The 12,958-nt window shown below is 69.3% G+C and carries 15 protein-coding genes; 9 read left to right on the forward strand and 6 right to left on the reverse strand.

Features of this window, described 5'->3' with window-relative positions; all coding sequences use genetic code 11:
• The first annotated feature begins 181 nt into the window (after nucleotides 1–181).
• From dnaK to RBJ77_RS46555, 5 genes are all read left to right on the forward strand, one after another.
• Nucleotides 182–2,035, forward strand: a complete 1,854-nt coding sequence (gene dnaK, locus RBJ77_RS46535) for a molecular chaperone DnaK (protein ID WP_372350501.1) — start codon at nucleotides 182–184, stop codon at nucleotides 2,033–2,035.
• Entirely contained in the window at nucleotides 2,032–2,727 is a 696-nt protein-coding gene (gene grpE, locus RBJ77_RS46540; protein ID WP_255978103.1) for a nucleotide exchange factor GrpE, read from the forward strand. The genes dnaK and grpE overlap by 4 nt, the downstream gene beginning before the upstream one ends.
• 48 nt (nucleotides 2,728–2,775) lie before the next feature.
• Nucleotides 2,776–3,960, forward strand: coding sequence for a molecular chaperone DnaJ (dnaJ, locus tag RBJ77_RS46545; RefSeq protein WP_255978105.1), 1,185 nt, complete (start codon nucleotides 2,776–2,778; stop codon nucleotides 3,958–3,960).
• Between the two features lie 5 nt (nucleotides 3,961–3,965).
• Nucleotides 3,966–4,415 carry a heat shock protein transcriptional repressor HspR gene (locus tag RBJ77_RS46550; RefSeq protein ID WP_255978107.1) on the forward strand — a complete coding sequence of 150 codons (450 nt, stop codon included), beginning with the start codon at nucleotides 3,966–3,968 and terminating at the stop codon, nucleotides 4,413–4,415.
• A 107-nt stretch (nucleotides 4,416–4,522) separates the two neighbouring features.
• The gene (locus RBJ77_RS46555; RefSeq protein ID WP_372350502.1) at nucleotides 4,523–5,041 is read left to right on the forward strand and encodes a GNAT family N-acetyltransferase; all 519 of its coding nucleotides are present in this window, start codon (nucleotides 4,523–4,525) and stop codon (nucleotides 5,039–5,041) included.
• Nucleotide 5,042: 1 nt separating this feature from the next.
• Here RBJ77_RS46555 and RBJ77_RS46560 read toward each other — a convergent pair whose 3' ends face one another.
• Both RBJ77_RS46560 and RBJ77_RS46565 read right to left on the reverse strand, forming a co-directional pair.
• Nucleotides 5,043–5,237, reverse strand: coding sequence for a DUF397 domain-containing protein (locus tag RBJ77_RS46560; RefSeq protein WP_372350503.1), 195 nt, complete (start codon nucleotides 5,235–5,237; stop codon nucleotides 5,043–5,045).
• Nucleotides 5,234–6,085 carry a helix-turn-helix domain-containing protein gene (locus tag RBJ77_RS46565; RefSeq protein ID WP_372350504.1) on the reverse strand — a complete coding sequence of 284 codons (852 nt, stop codon included), beginning with the start codon at nucleotides 6,083–6,085 and terminating at the stop codon, nucleotides 5,234–5,236. The genes RBJ77_RS46560 and RBJ77_RS46565 overlap by 4 nt, the downstream gene beginning before the upstream one ends.
• 166 nt (nucleotides 6,086–6,251) lie before the next feature.
• On the opposite strand from RBJ77_RS46565, the gene RBJ77_RS46570 reads away from it, so the two are divergent.
• The 3 genes from RBJ77_RS46570 (at nucleotide 6,252) to RBJ77_RS46580 (ending at nucleotide 8,592) form a co-directional block, all read left to right on the forward strand.
• Nucleotides 6,252–6,698 carry an ATP-binding protein gene (locus RBJ77_RS46570; RefSeq protein ID WP_372350505.1) on the forward strand — a complete coding sequence of 149 codons (447 nt, stop codon included), beginning with the start codon at nucleotides 6,252–6,254 and terminating at the stop codon, nucleotides 6,696–6,698.
• Nucleotides 6,699–6,907: 209 nt separating this feature from the next.
• Nucleotides 6,908–7,288, forward strand: a complete 381-nt coding sequence (locus tag RBJ77_RS46575) for a nuclear transport factor 2 family protein (protein ID WP_372350506.1) — start codon at nucleotides 6,908–6,910, stop codon at nucleotides 7,286–7,288.
• 179 nt (nucleotides 7,289–7,467) lie between these two features.
• Nucleotides 7,468–8,592 (forward strand): sugar ABC transporter substrate-binding protein, encoded by a 1,125-nt coding sequence (locus RBJ77_RS46580; RefSeq protein WP_372350507.1) that lies wholly within the window; start codon nucleotides 7,468–7,470, stop codon nucleotides 8,590–8,592.
• A gap of 93 nt (nucleotides 8,593–8,685) precedes the next feature.
• On the opposite strand, the gene RBJ77_RS46585 is transcribed toward RBJ77_RS46580, so the two are convergent.
• From RBJ77_RS46585 to RBJ77_RS46595, 3 genes are read right to left on the reverse strand one after another with little or no spacing between them, the layout of a single operon-like run.
• Nucleotides 8,686–9,591, reverse strand: a complete 906-nt coding sequence (locus tag RBJ77_RS46585) for a helix-turn-helix transcriptional regulator (protein ID WP_372350508.1) — start codon at nucleotides 9,589–9,591, stop codon at nucleotides 8,686–8,688.
• Between the two features lie 47 nt (nucleotides 9,592–9,638).
• On the reverse strand, nucleotides 9,639–10,586 hold the full coding sequence (locus RBJ77_RS46590; protein WP_372350509.1) for a LuxR C-terminal-related transcriptional regulator: 948 nt from the start codon (nucleotides 10,584–10,586) through the stop codon (nucleotides 9,639–9,641).
• A 47-nt stretch (nucleotides 10,587–10,633) separates the two neighbouring features.
• Nucleotides 10,634–11,659 carry a helix-turn-helix transcriptional regulator gene (locus tag RBJ77_RS46595; RefSeq protein ID WP_372350510.1) on the reverse strand — a complete coding sequence of 342 codons (1,026 nt, stop codon included), beginning with the start codon at nucleotides 11,657–11,659 and terminating at the stop codon, nucleotides 10,634–10,636.
• 340 nt (nucleotides 11,660–11,999) lie between these two features.
• Here RBJ77_RS46595 and RBJ77_RS46600 point away from each other — a divergent pair, with 340 nt between their 5' ends.
• Nucleotides 12,000–12,350 (forward strand): hypothetical protein, encoded by a 351-nt coding sequence (locus RBJ77_RS46600; RefSeq protein WP_372350511.1) that lies wholly within the window; start codon nucleotides 12,000–12,002, stop codon nucleotides 12,348–12,350.
• A 134-nt stretch (nucleotides 12,351–12,484) separates the two neighbouring features.
• On the opposite strand, the gene RBJ77_RS46605 is transcribed toward RBJ77_RS46600, so the two are convergent.
• On the reverse strand, nucleotides 12,485–12,904 hold the full coding sequence (locus RBJ77_RS46605; protein WP_372350512.1) for a pyridoxamine 5'-phosphate oxidase family protein: 420 nt from the start codon (nucleotides 12,902–12,904) through the stop codon (nucleotides 12,485–12,487).
• Between the last annotated feature and the right edge of the window lie 54 nt (nucleotides 12,905–12,958).

The following is a 12,958-nucleotide window of genomic DNA, read 5'->3' on the forward strand; positions in this document are numbered from 1 at the left end:
GCGGGCGAAAAGTGACCGTAGGGTCGCGATGAAACCGCAGCTCAGAGCCGTTTTCCTGGAAGTCTGCCCATAAGCGCAGGATAAAAGTTGAGCGGATGGGACTCAGGTCTGTTGACGGCGAGGGGGGTGGTGTTGCAGTCTTGAGTCAGATCCACTCAAGTAGTCAGCTGGAGGAATTGAAATGGCACGTGCGGTCGGCATCGACCTGGGCACGACTAACTCCGTCGTCAGCGTTCTCGAAGGCGGCGAGCCCACCGTCATCACGAACGCGGAGGGCGCCAGGACCACGCCGTCCGTCGTCGCCTTCGCGAAGAACGGCGAGGTGCTGGTCGGCGAGGTCGCCAAGCGCCAGGCGGTCACGAACGTGGACCGGACCATCCGCTCCGTCAAGCGCCACATGGGCACTGACTGGAAGATCGACCTGGATGGCAAGACCTTCAACCCGCAGCAGATGAGCGCCTTCATCCTGCAGAAGCTGAAGCGCGACGCCGAGTCGTACCTGGGCGAGAAGGTGACCGACGCGGTCATCACCGTCCCCGCGTACTTCAACGACTCGGAGCGCCAGGCGACGAAGGAGGCCGGCGAGATCGCGGGCCTGAACGTCCTGCGCATCGTCAACGAGCCGACCGCCGCCGCCCTGGCGTACGGCCTCGACAAGGACGACCAGACGATCCTCGTCTTCGACCTCGGTGGCGGCACCTTCGACGTGTCCCTCCTGGAGATCGGCGACGGCGTCGTCGAGGTGAAGGCCACCAACGGTGACAACCACCTCGGTGGTGACGACTGGGACCAGCGCGTCGTCGACTACCTGGTCAAGCAGTTCAACAACGGCCACGGCGTGGACCTGGGCAAGGACAAGATGGCGCTCCAGCGCCTGCGCGAGGCGGCCGAGAAGGCCAAGATCGAGCTGTCCTCCTCCACGGAGACCACGATCAACCTGCCCTACATCACGGCGTCCGCCGAGGGCCCGCTGCACCTGGACGAGAAGCTCACGCGCGCCCAGTTCCAGCAGCTCACGTCCGACCTGCTGGAGCGCTGCAAGACGCCGTTCCACAACGTCATCAAGGACGCGGGCATCCAGCTCTCCGAGATCGACCACGTCGTTCTCGTCGGTGGCTCGACCCGCATGCCGGCCGTCGCCGAGCTCGTCAAGGAACTGACGGGCGGCAACGAGGCCAACAAGGGCGTGAACCCGGACGAGGTCGTCGCCATCGGCGCCGCCCTGCAGGCCGGTGTCCTCAAGGGCGAGGTCAAGGACGTCCTGCTGCTCGACGTCACCCCGCTGTCTCTTGGCATCGAGACCAAGGGCGGCATCATGACGAAGCTCATCGAGCGCAACACGACCATCCCGACCAAGCGCTCCGAGATCTTCACGACGGCCGAGGACAACCAGCCGTCCGTGCAGATCCAGGTCTACCAGGGCGAGCGCGAGATCGCGGCGTACAACAAGAAGCTCGGGATGTTCGAGCTGACCGGTCTGCCGCCGGCCCCGCGCGGTGTCCCGCAGATCGAGGTCGCCTTCGACATCGACGCCAACGGCATCATGCACGTGACCGCGAAGGACCTCGGCACGGGCAAGGAGCAGAAGATGACCGTCACCGGTGGCTCCTCGCTGCCGAAGGACGAGGTCAACCGGATGCGCGAAGAGGCCGAGAAGTACGCGGAGGAGGACCACGCCCGCCGCGAGGCCGCCGAGTCCCGCAACCAGGGCGAGCAGCTCGTCTACCAGACGGAGAAGTTCCTCGCGGACAACGCGGACAAGGTCCCCGGCGACGTGAAGACCGAGGTCGAAGAGGCCGTCACCGAGCTGAAGGAGAAGCTCAAGGGCGACGACTCGGCCGAGATCCGCACCGCCACCGAGAAGGTCGCCGCCGTCTCGCAGAAGCTGGGCCAGGCCATGTACGCCGACGCCCAGGGCGCGCAGGCCGCCGGTGGCGCCGAGGGCGGTGCCCCGCAGGGCGACGCCAAGGCCGCTGACGACGACGTCGTCGACGCCGAGATCGTCGACGAGGACCGCAAGGACGGTGCCGCGTGACGGAGGAGACCCCGGGCTTCAGCGAGAGCGAAGAGCCTGACGTCCCCTCCGGCGCCACCTCCGACGACGCCGAGCCGAAGACCGCCGCCTCCCCCGAGAAGGGGGAGGGGGCGGCCCCGGCCGGGGACTCAGCAGCCTCCGCGCAGTCCGCATCGGACATTGCCCTGACGGCACAGCTGGACCAGGTGCGCACCGCACTCAGCGAGCGCACCACGGACCTCCAGCGCCTGCAGGCCGAGTACCAGAACTACCGGCGCCGGGTGGAGCGGGACCGTGTCACGGTCAAGGAGATCGCCGTCGCGAACCTCCTGACCGAGCTGCTCCCGGTCCTCGACGACATCGGCCGTGCCCGTGAGCACGGCGAGCTCGTCGGCGGCTTCAAGTCGGTGGCCGAATCCCTGGAGACGGTCGCCGCGAAGATGGGCCTGCAGCAGTTCGGCAAGGAGGGCGAGCCCTTCGACCCGACCGTGCACGAGGCCCTGATGCACAGCTACGCACCGGACGTCACCGAGACGACCTGCGTGGCGATCCTGCAGCCGGGTTACCGGATCGGCGAGCGCACCATCCGCCCCGCGCGGGTGGCGGTCGCCGAGCCGCAGCCGGGTGCGCAGACCGTCAAGCCGGAGACCGCCGCCGAGTCGGCCGACACCGAGGCCGACGAGAAGGAGAGCGGTGGCCCGGACGAGGGCTGACATCGCAGACGCGGCAACTGATGTGAGTGAGGAGGGACGTCGAGGCCGATGAGCACCAAGGACTTCATCGAGAAGGACTACTACAAGGTCCTCGGCGTCCCCAAGGACGCCACCGACGCGGAGATCAAGAAGGCGTACCGCAAGCTCGCCCGGGAGAACCACCCCGACGCCAACAAGGGCAACCCCAAGGCGGAGGAGCGCTTCAAGGAGATCTCCGAGGCGAACGACGTCCTCGGCGACCCCAAGAAGCGCAAGGAGTACGACGAGGCGCGCGCGCTCTTCGGGAACGGCGGCTTCCGCCCCGGTCCCGGCGGCGCGGGCGGCGGCTCGTTCAACTTCGACCTGGGCGACCTCTTCGGCGGCGGCGCCCAGGGCCAGGGCGGCCAGGGCGGCTTCGGCGGCGGCATAGGCGACGTCTTCGGCGGCCTGTTCAACCGGGGCGGCGCGGGCACGGGCACCCGTACCCAGCCGCGCCGCGGCCAGGACATCGAGTCCGAGGTGACGCTCAGCTTCACCGAGGCGGTGGACGGGGCCACGGTCCCGCTCCGGATGTCCTCCCAGGCCCCCTGCAAGGCGTGCTCCGGCACCGGCGACAAGAACGGCACGCCGCGCGTGTGCCCGACCTGCGTCGGCACCGGCCAGGTCTCGCGGGGCGGCGGCGGTGGCTTCTCCCTCACCGATCCCTGCGTGGACTGCAAGGGCCGCGGCCTCATCGCCGAGACCCCCTGCGAGGTCTGCAAGGGCAGCGGCCGCGCCAAGTCCTCCCGCACGATGCAGGTGCGCATCCCGGCCGGCGTCTCCGACGGCCAGCGCATCCGCCTGCGCGGCAAGGGCGCTCCCGGCGAACGGGGCGGCCCCGCGGGCGACCTGTACGTCGTCGTGCACGTCGACGCGCACCCGGTCTTCGGCCGCAAGGGCGACAACCTCACGGTGACCGTCCCGGTCACCTACCCGGAGGCGACGCTCGGCGGCGAGGTCAAGGTGCCCACGCTCGGCGGTCCGCCGGTCACCCTGAAGCTGCCCCCGGGCACGCCGAACGGGCGGACGATGCGGGCCCGTGGCAAGGGTGCGGTCCGCAAGGACGGCACGCGCGGCGACCTGCTGGTCACCGTCGAGGTCGCGGTTCCCAAGGACCTTGACGACGAAGCCCGTTCGGCCCTCGAGTCGTACCGCAAGGCGACTGAGGACACCGATGTGCGGGCAGAACTGTTCCAGGCCGCGAAGGGAGCCTGAGCCAGATGGACGGCCGTCGACGAAGCAACCCGTACGAACTGACCGACGAGACCCCGGTGTACGTGATCTCGGTGGCGGCTCAACTGTCCGGCCTGCACCCGCAGACCCTGCGCCAGTACGACCGCCTCGGCCTGGTCTCCCCCGACCGCACCGCGGGCCGGGGCCGGCGCTACTCCGCCCGCGACATCGAACTGCTGCGCACCGTCCAGCAGTTGTCGCAGGACGAGGGCATCAACCTGGCCGGCATCAAGCGCATCATCGAGCTGGAGAACCAGGTGGCGGCGCTGCAGTCCCGGGTGGCGGAGCTCTCCGCCGCCGTGGAGGGAGCCGCCGCGGCCATGCAGCAACGTGAGGCGGCGGTGCACGCCTCGTACCGCCGCGACCTGGTGCCCTACCAGGAGGTCCAGCAGACGAGCGCGCTCGTGGTCTGGCGGCCGAAGAGGCCGCAGGACTGACGTCGTGTCGTCGAAGGGGCCCGGAGTTCTTCCCGAACTCCGGGCCCCTTCGCGCGTCAGCCGACCTCGTGGCGGAGTCCTCGCACGGCATGCCGCAGGATGGACCCATGACCGAGATCCGCACCCCTCGCCTCCTCCTGCGCCGCTGGCTGCCCGACGACGATCTGGCGCCGCTCGCCGACATCCAGGCCGACCCGGCCGTCATGCGCTACGTCGGCGACGGCGACCCGCGCTCCCTCGACGAGACCGCCGAGGACATCGAGCGCTGGGAGGAGGAGTGGGACGACGAGGGGTTCGGCCTGTTCGCCGTGGAGCTGCTCGGGCCCGGCGAGCTCATCGGCGCCGTCGGCCTGTACGTGCCGGACGCGCCCGCGCCGGTGGCGGGCCACATCGGCATCCAGTGGCGGCTCGGCCGCGCGTTCTGGGGCCAGGGCTACGCGTCCGAGGCCGCGCACGCGTCCCTGGAGTTCGCCCTCCAGGACCGCGGGATCGACCGGGTCGTGGCGGTCACGGCGGAGGGCGACACCTCGTCGGCGAAGGTGCTGGAGAAGCTCGGGATGGACTTCACCGGGGAGGCCGGGGGGTCCCGGCTGTACGCGATCGACCTGACCGAGTACCAGGGCTAGCTCAGTTGCCGCCCGCGTACGCCACGAAGTCCGCCCAGGCCGCACCGGACACGGTGAGGTGGGGGGTGCGGGGGTCCTGCTTGGAGTCGCGGACGTGGGTGGTGCCGGGGGTGTGGGCGACCTCTACGCAGTTGGGGTCGTCGCTGCCGCTGCTGTAGCTGCTCTTGAACCAGGCCAGTTCGGGTTCGCGGTTCATACCTCTCCCAGCACTCGCTCGATGAAGGCCAGCGACTCTCCAGGTGAGAGCGCCTGAGCCCGGATGATGCCACACCGGAGTTCGATGACGCGGAGGTGTTTCGGGTCGGAGACGGGCCGTCCGGCGTAGAGGCCGTGGCAGCGTCCGATCGCGGTTCCGTCCCTGAACTTCAGCACCTCCATCTCCCCACTCATCCCGGCATGGTCCCTGCGGTTCGTCGGCATCACCTGGATCTCGACGTGCTGCAACTGGCCGAGTTCCAGGAGGTGTTCGAGCTGTCGCCGCAACACCATCCTCCCTCCGATCGGGCGCCGTAGGGTCACCTCTTCCTGAACGAAGCTGAGGTTGGGCGCGGGGTCGCGCTCGAAGACCGACTTGCGGGCCGCGCGAGCGGACACTCCTCGCTCGATCTGTTCGCTTGCCAATGCCGGGCGCCACATGGAGATCAGCGCCTGCGCGTACTCGGGCGTCTGCAACAGACCGTGCAGGTTGTGGTTCCAGTACGACGTCAGCTCGACCGCCTTCGCCTCCATCTGCGCGATGTCCCGCACCTTCTTCGGGTACCGCACCTCCGCCACGTCGGCCTTCATCTCCCTGAACAGCCCGGCGGCCGCCAGCACCTCGTCCGCCTTGTCGAGGAACTCCGGACGGGGAATCCGCGTCCCGCTCTCGACCTTGTAGACGATCCCCTCGCCGTACCCCATCGCGGACGCCAGCTCGGGCACCCGCATCCCCACCGCCTCCCGCCGCGCCCGCAGCAACCGCCCCACCAGCGCGATCACCGCGGCCCCCTGCTCGTCGCCGGGCTCGATCTCCCAGCCGTCACCGTCCGTCGCCGCCCCAGTCATCCCGCGCACCTCCAGTCCGCCGAACTCCCCGCCCACGTTCCGTCAGCGTCCGTACCCGTACGTACCGCTGGACAGCCTGTACAGCTCTGGACAGCAGCTGGACAGTCGCCGTACGCGACGGCCGTGTCGCTGGTGAGCGTAGAAGCGTCCGGCCACGCTGAGTGACGTGAACCAGGAAACCGCCGAACTCCCGCACACCACACGCCACTTCACGCAACAGCTGTCGCCGACGCCTCGCGCGGCCCGCCTCGCGCGCCTCCTCGCGGTCGAACAACTCCGCACCTGGGGACTCGTGTACGTCCTCGACGATGCGGCGTACGTCGTGGCGGAACTCGCCGCGAACGCCGTCACGCACGGCCGTCTGCCCGGACGTGACTTCCGGCTGGGTCTGTACGTCGCCGGGGACGTCCTGCGCATCGAGGTCGCCGACGCCCGGGGCGATCGGCGGCCCCAGGTCCGGGCTGGAGAGGGGGAGTCGGGGCGGGGGCTCGTCGTCGTGGCGGCTCTCGCCGACCGCTGGGGCGTCACCGGCGGGCCGAGCCCGCGCAAGACGGTGTGGGCCGAACTCGACCTCGTACGGCCGGAGCGTGCTCAGGGCCGGCGGACGCGGTAGCCGATGCCGCCGCGGTCCCGGTCGGCGCCCGCGGGCTCCGCATTACCTCGCGCGTAATCGCACCTCCGCCCGCCGCCCGGCAGTCTGAAGTCACCGGAACCCGGGCGGCGCACTCCGACCGGGCTCCGGCCCCTTCGTCCGATGACGCACATCCCATGACGCGCATCCCATGACGCACGTCCACGACGCACGACTGGAGGCCGATCGCCATGACCGGACACGACATTCACGCCGCCGCCGTCGCCCGCTACTTCGAGGCCTGGAACGCGCGCACCCCCGAGGAGCGCGCCAAGGCCGTCGCCGCGGCCTGGACCGAGGAGGGCACGTACACCGACCCGCTGGCCGAGGTCGCCGGGCACGAGGGGATCGCGGCCGTGATCGGTGCGGCGCACGAGCAGTTCCCGGGGTTCGCGTTCCGGCAGCTCGGCGCGGTGGACGGGCACCACCGGCTGGCCCGGTTCGGCTGGGAGCTGGTGTCGGAGGCGGACGGGTCCGCGCCGGTCGCCGGGTTCGACGTCGTCGAGCTCGACGAGGACGGGCGGATCAGCGCGGTGCACGGTTTCCTGGACCGGGTGCCCGCCGGAGCGTGAAGAATCCGTGACGGCCGGGGGTGGATGTCCGGAATCAGCCGTATCTGCCTTCATGTAGGGAAGTAATGGACCCGGTTTCATTGCGGTGTTGCTTCACCTCTTGACCCCGTGTGGGCGGCCGAGTTGGCTTCGAGCCACCTCGGTCGCACCGTCGCGGCCACGTCAGGGAGGTATCCGTAATGAACACGCGAATGCGATCCGCCACCATGGCCGGTGCCGCATCCGTCCTGGTGGTCTCGCTATCGGCCTGCGGTGGTGTGCTGCCCGGCGGGGAGAGCGACAGCAGCGCGCCCGTGCGCAAGGGCAACGATGTCAAGATCGGTCTGCTGCTTCCGGAGAAGGAGACCGCGCGCTACGAGAAGTTCGACCGGCCGATCATCAAGCAGAAGATCGCCGAACTCACCGACGGCAAGGGACAGCTTCTCTACGCCAACGCCGACCAGGACGCCGACCTGCAGAACCAGCAGATGCAGAAGATGATCGACCAGAAGGTCGACGCGCTGCTGGTCGATGCCGTCGACGCCAAGGTCATCGCCGCGTCGGTGCAGAAGGCGAAGGACGCGGGGATCCACGTCATCGCCTACGACCGGCTGGCGCAGGGCCCCGTCGACGCCTACATCGGGTTCGACAACGAGCTCGTCGGCCAGACCCAGGGCAAGGAGCTCGTCGAGGCCCTCGGCGACAAGGCGACCAAGGCCAGCAAGATCGTCATGATCAACGGCTCGCCGACCGACCCGAACGCCGCCGACTTCAAGGCGGGCGCCCGCGCGGAACTGGCCGACTCCGTGACCATCGCGAAGTCGTACGACACGGTGGCCTGGAAGCCGAAGAACGCCAAGGCCAACATGGCGCAGGCGATCGCGGCGATCGGCGCGGACAACATCGCGGGCGTCTACTCCGCCAACGACGGCATGGCGGGCGGCATCATCGAGGCGCTGAAGGAGGCCGGGGTCACGAAGATGCCCCCGATCACCGGCCAGGACGCCGAACTCGCCGCCGTCCAGCGCATTCTGGCGGGCGATCAGTACATGAGCGTGTACAAGCCCTACCCGGAGGAGGCCGCGACGGCCGCCGAGATGGCGGTGCGGGTCGCGCAGGGCCGCACCATCGAGTTCGAGGCCCTCGCGATGGACCGCACGGACAGCCCGACGACGCAGCAGATCCGTACGGCGAGCGTGAGCGTGGTCGCGCTGACCCGGGACAACATCAAGCAGACCGTGGTGAAGGACAAGATCTTCAAGGTCTCGGAGATCTGCACCGCGAAGTTCGCGACGGCTTGTGCGGAGGCGGGGCTCACGCACTAGTTCGGGGCGGGTCCTGGTGGCCGGGTCCGCGGGAGCGCTCCCGCGGACCCGGCCCGTTGCTTTCCTCGGGAGGTCGGATCCGGGTCTGACGCCTCAGCGCTCCGAATCCAGAATCCCCGACCGGCCGATGAGGTAGCCGAGCTGAGCCCTGCTCTCGCTGCCGAGGGCCGCGGCGAGTTTGGCGATGTGGACGCGGACGGTGCGGATGTTCATGCCGAGGCGTTCCGCGATGGCCATGTCGGTGAGGCCCGTGACAAGGAGGTTCGCAATGGCCTGCTGGCGGACGGTGAGACCGCCCAGTGACGGCTGGGGGGCGGTTTCGGGGTACAGCGGGGTCGCCAGGTCCCACAGCCGGTCGAAGACGGTCGTGAGGAAGCCGACCAGTGGCTGGTTGCGTATCTCGAGGGCGTGGCTGCGGTCGCTGCTCGCGGGAACGAACGCCACCCGCCGGTCGATCACCACGAGGCGCTCGGTGACTTCGTTCAGGCTGCGCGCCTGCGCATCGCCGGCCAGGGTCTCGAAGTAGGCGAGCACCGGCAGCGAGTGGCGAGACGTGTGTTGGTAGAGGGTGCGGATGCGCCCGCCCCTGGCCAGGAGAGCCTGGTCCCGGGCGAGGGATTCGACGAGGGCTTCGGGCGGCCTGTTGCCGCCCGGCTGAACGGTCAGGAGCTCCGTCGTGGCCTCGGCCATCGCCTTCTCGATGGCTTCCCTGACCTTGTCCAGGCCTTCGAGGACCGTGCCCTCTATCACCGCGGCCGGGGCTGTCGTCGACGGATCGGTCTCGTGCTGCAGGAGACGCCGCAGCGCGGCGGTAGGCAGCGTGAGCTCCAGATGATCCGGCGCCTTCTGCTTGACGAGAATGACCCCGACGTCATCGTGGTGCGGCGCCGGATCGGCATCCGGCACGGCGCCGCGGTCGTCGTGCCGGGAGCGGATCCGCAGCGTGAATCCGGTGTCCCTGTGAGCTGTGGAGTCCTGCACGTCGCGGGGCGCGGGCATGGGGCGGTCTCCTCAGATTCTTCGGTCGGCCATCACGGTTGACGCTGTCATTCCGTTCCTACGACGGCCGCGGGGTCCTGCGCCAGGAGTCCCGACTGGCCGATGAGATAGCCGAGCTGGGCCCGGCTGTCGCTGCCGAGGGTGGCCGCGAGTTTGGCGATGTGGACGCGGACGGTGCGGATGTTCATGCCGAGGCGTTCGGCGATGACGGCGTCGGTGTGGCCCTCGATGAGGAGGGTGGCGATGGTGCGCTGCCGGGTCGTGACCCCGCCGGTCGTCGGCTCGGCGCTCCCGTCCTGCGGAAACATCGGCGTGGCCAGCCGCCACAGCCGCTCGAACGTGGTCGCCAGGTAGGTGATCAGCGCCGGGTGCCGGATCTCCAGGGCGACCGTGCGGTCCTGGTTCGCCGGGATGAAGGCGACGGTGCGGTCGAGCATGATGAGCCGCTCGGTGACCTCGTCGAGGGTGCGGACCTGGACGTCGCCGTCCAGCTGCTCGTAGTGGCCGAGGACGGCCGGCGAGTGGCGCGACGTGTGCTGGTAGAGGGTGCGCATCCGGCAGCCGCGGGTGAGCAGTTCCTGCTCCCGGGGCAGGGCCGAGGCGAGCAGGGGGGCGGGGCGGTGGCCGCCGGGCTGGATGGTGAGCAGCTCCTCCGACGATGCGGTGATGGCTTCGCCGATCGCGTCGTTGATGCGCTGGAAGCCGAGCAGGATGCTGATCATCGGGGCGTCGGGGATGGCCGCGCGCTCGGCGTCCAGCGCCATGAGCGGTGCGAAGGACTCGGCCAGTCGCGCCTCCTGGGTCCGGCGCAGGGCGATGTCCTCCTCGACCGTGCGCAGCAGCTTGGGCAGGGCGACGGCCGGCGGGACCGGGCGCAGCCACTGCTGGTCCTCGAGGTCCGGCCTGAGCAGCGCATGGGCTTCGAGGCACGGGGCCGGTTCGGCATCGGCACGCGACACGCGTCCTTCGCGGAGTGCGCGGGTGTAAAGCCGCATGCCCGCGTCGCACAGGTCGGCTGCTCCGTGTGCGTGCGACTCACCGGTCACGTATCGCTCTCTCTGGTCGGCATCGCGGGCTCCTGTCGGAGGATTCCTGACTGGGCTATCAGAAAGCCCAGCTGGGCTCGACTCCCACTGCCGAGGGCCGCCGCGATCTTGGCTATATGTGCACGGCAGGTGCGCACGTTCATCCCGAGGCGGCGGGCGATCGCCTCGTCGACGTGACCTTCGACGAGAAGCCTGGCGATGGAGCGCTGGACGCCGGTGATGCCGTCGATGGGCGGCGCGTAGGGAGCCGCGTCCTCGAGTATCGGGACCGCGCGCTGCCAGAGCTGCTCGAACACCCGCGTGAGGTAGCTGACGACGCCGGGGTGCCGCAGTTCGAGGGCGACCTGCTGTCCCATCTCGCGGTCGTCGGACGCGGGGATGAAGGCGACTGTCCCGTCGAAGATCATCAGCCGCTCGATCAGCTCCTCCAGGGTGCGTATCTCGACGTTGCCCTGCGCCATGACCTGCGCGTACTCCAGAGTGCCCTGACTGTGCCTGGCCGTGTGCTGGTAGAGGGTGCGCATGACGATGCCGCGCTCCAGGACACCCTTGCTGAGTTTCATGGCCTCGGTCAGCGCGTACTCGCTCCGCCCGCCGCCGGGCTGGACCGTGAGGATCTCGGTCTGGCACTCGGCCGTGGCGAGTTCGATCGCGGCGTTGATCCTGCTGAAGCCTTCCAGGACAGTGATGGAATGGACCTCGGACTGCCCCTGCGCACTGATCGCCATGAATGGCTCAAACGCTTCGGTCAGTTGAACCGCCAGAGTCCTGCGTTCGAGGATCTCGTGTTCGATCGGCTGGAGGCGCTGGGCCAGGGCCGCGGTGGGCGGAACGGGCCGGAGCCAGTCGGCGTCGTCGGGATCCGGGTGCAGAAGCGCGAAATCCACGAGGCAGGGAGCCGCCGCGACCTCCTCGCGCGCGATCCGTCCCGACTGAAGGGCGCTGGCGTAAAGGCGCCTTCCTTCATCACATAGTTCAGCCACCTGATGAGGATGTGTCTGAATTGGGTTTTTTTGCGTCATTCCTCCACCCCCCAGGGTCCTGAACGTGCAGGAACATGATGCATCTCCCCTGTGGTGTTTGCGTGACCGAATGAGCCATCGTCATGGGTGCCGGGGGAGAGTAGCCATTGGAAGTGAGGACGAGGCCCGCTATGCGCAAGAAGATGCTTCGGTCGGCACTTGCTGTTGCCTTCTCCGCTGGGATTGCCCTCGGTGCGGTCAGCACTCTCGACCTGCATTGGGGCAGCATGCCGGCTGCGGAGAACGCATCCGCCGTCCAGGCCGCAACGCCGCCGGATCTGCACTGGGGTGGCGTCGCCCCCGCGGATCTCTGCTGGTGCGCCAGGACGGACGCGAGCGCATGATCACCCCACCCGACGACAGATCCCTACGCCGCGAGATGGCGATCGCCTACCGGTCCGGTTGGCACACGATCGACCTCGTGACGGCGATTCCGAGTGCCGGTGACTCGCTCATGGTCACCCTCTTCGGAGAGCCGATCATCGTGGTGCGGGACGACGACGACGACATCCGGGCGTACCGGTGTCTGCGTCGGCCGCGCGGCGCCCCACAGCCGGTGCGGACCGTCGTCCGGTACGGAATGATCTTCGTGAACCTCGACCAGCGGGACCACCAGCTGGTCGGTGACGGGGAGCCCGAGGATGCCTCGCGCGCCCCGCAGAGAACCACAGCCACCCCCCGCAGTGCCTGACGCGATTCCCCCGTCGTTGTAGATCGCGCAGGTGCTTCCCCCCGCAGCGGCGTCACCGTGGACCTGAAACACGGTGACGCCGCTGCAGTTTTGTGTCCGGGTGCCCGGGGCCCGTGTACGGGGCCCGCTCGTGGCTACTCGTCGAAGACGGCGTTGCCCGTGCCGCGGTCGACCGCGATCTCGATGACCACCCGGTCCGGGTTGGGCCGGGGCGCCCGCGTGTAGCGCTCGGCGTAGCGGCGCTCGGCGTCGGCGACGCGCTCCGGGTCCGTGTGCACCGTGGCCCGGCCCTCCAGCGTCGCCCACCGCCGGCCGTCGACCTGGCAGACGGCGACCCGCGCGGGGGTCCGCCCCTCGACGAGGTGGGCGACCTTGCGGCTGGCCTTGTTCGTGATGACGCGGGCCACCCGCTGCTCGGCGTCGTACGTCACGCCGACCGGCACGACGTGCGGAGTGCCGTCGGGGCGCAGCGTCGTCAGGGTGCACAGGTGCCGTTCCCGCCAGAAGCCGAGGAAGGCGTTGGTGGGGTTGTCCAGGTCGATCCGTTTGGCCATGCCCGGAACTTATCCCGTCCGCCACCTTGAGTGGAATAGACTCAACTTTGTGTA

Origin of the sequence: Streptomyces sp. KL116D (assembly GCF_030766975.1) — a bacterium.
Taxonomy (GTDB): domain Bacteria; phylum Actinomycetota; class Actinomycetes; order Streptomycetales; family Streptomycetaceae; genus Streptomyces; species Streptomyces longispororuber_A.

Coding starts and splice junctions, on each gene's coding strand:
- dnaJ (WP_255978105.1), top strand. CDS start 2,776: ATGAGCACCAAGGACTTCATCGAGAAGGACTACTACAAGGTCCTCGGC.
- RBJ77_RS46595 (WP_372350510.1), bottom strand. CDS start 11,659: ATGACGCAAAAAAACCCAATTCAGACACATCCTCATCAGGTGGCTGAA.
- RBJ77_RS46590 (WP_372350509.1), bottom strand. CDS start 10,586: ATGCGGCTTTACACCCGCGCACTCCGCGAAGGACGCGTGTCGCGTGCC.
- RBJ77_RS46580 (WP_372350507.1), top strand. CDS start 7,468: ATGAACACGCGAATGCGATCCGCCACCATGGCCGGTGCCGCATCCGTC.
- RBJ77_RS46605 (WP_372350512.1), bottom strand. CDS start 12,904: ATGGCCAAACGGATCGACCTGGACAACCCCACCAACGCCTTCCTCGGC.
- RBJ77_RS46575 (WP_372350506.1), top strand. CDS start 6,908: ATGACCGGACACGACATTCACGCCGCCGCCGTCGCCCGCTACTTCGAG.
- RBJ77_RS46585 (WP_372350508.1), bottom strand. CDS start 9,591: ATGCCCGCGCCCCGCGACGTGCAGGACTCCACAGCTCACAGGGACACC.
- RBJ77_RS46560 (WP_372350503.1), bottom strand. CDS start 5,237: ATGAACCGCGAACCCGAACTGGCCTGGTTCAAGAGCAGCTACAGCAGC.
- dnaK (WP_372350501.1), top strand. CDS start 182: ATGGCACGTGCGGTCGGCATCGACCTGGGCACGACTAACTCCGTCGTC.
- RBJ77_RS46555 (WP_372350502.1), top strand. CDS start 4,523: ATGACCGAGATCCGCACCCCTCGCCTCCTCCTGCGCCGCTGGCTGCCC.
- RBJ77_RS46565 (WP_372350504.1), bottom strand. CDS start 6,085: ATGACTGGGGCGGCGACGGACGGTGACGGCTGGGAGATCGAGCCCGGC.
- RBJ77_RS46550 (WP_255978107.1), top strand. CDS start 3,966: ATGGACGGCCGTCGACGAAGCAACCCGTACGAACTGACCGACGAGACC.
- RBJ77_RS46600 (WP_372350511.1), top strand. CDS start 12,000: ATGATCACCCCACCCGACGACAGATCCCTACGCCGCGAGATGGCGATC.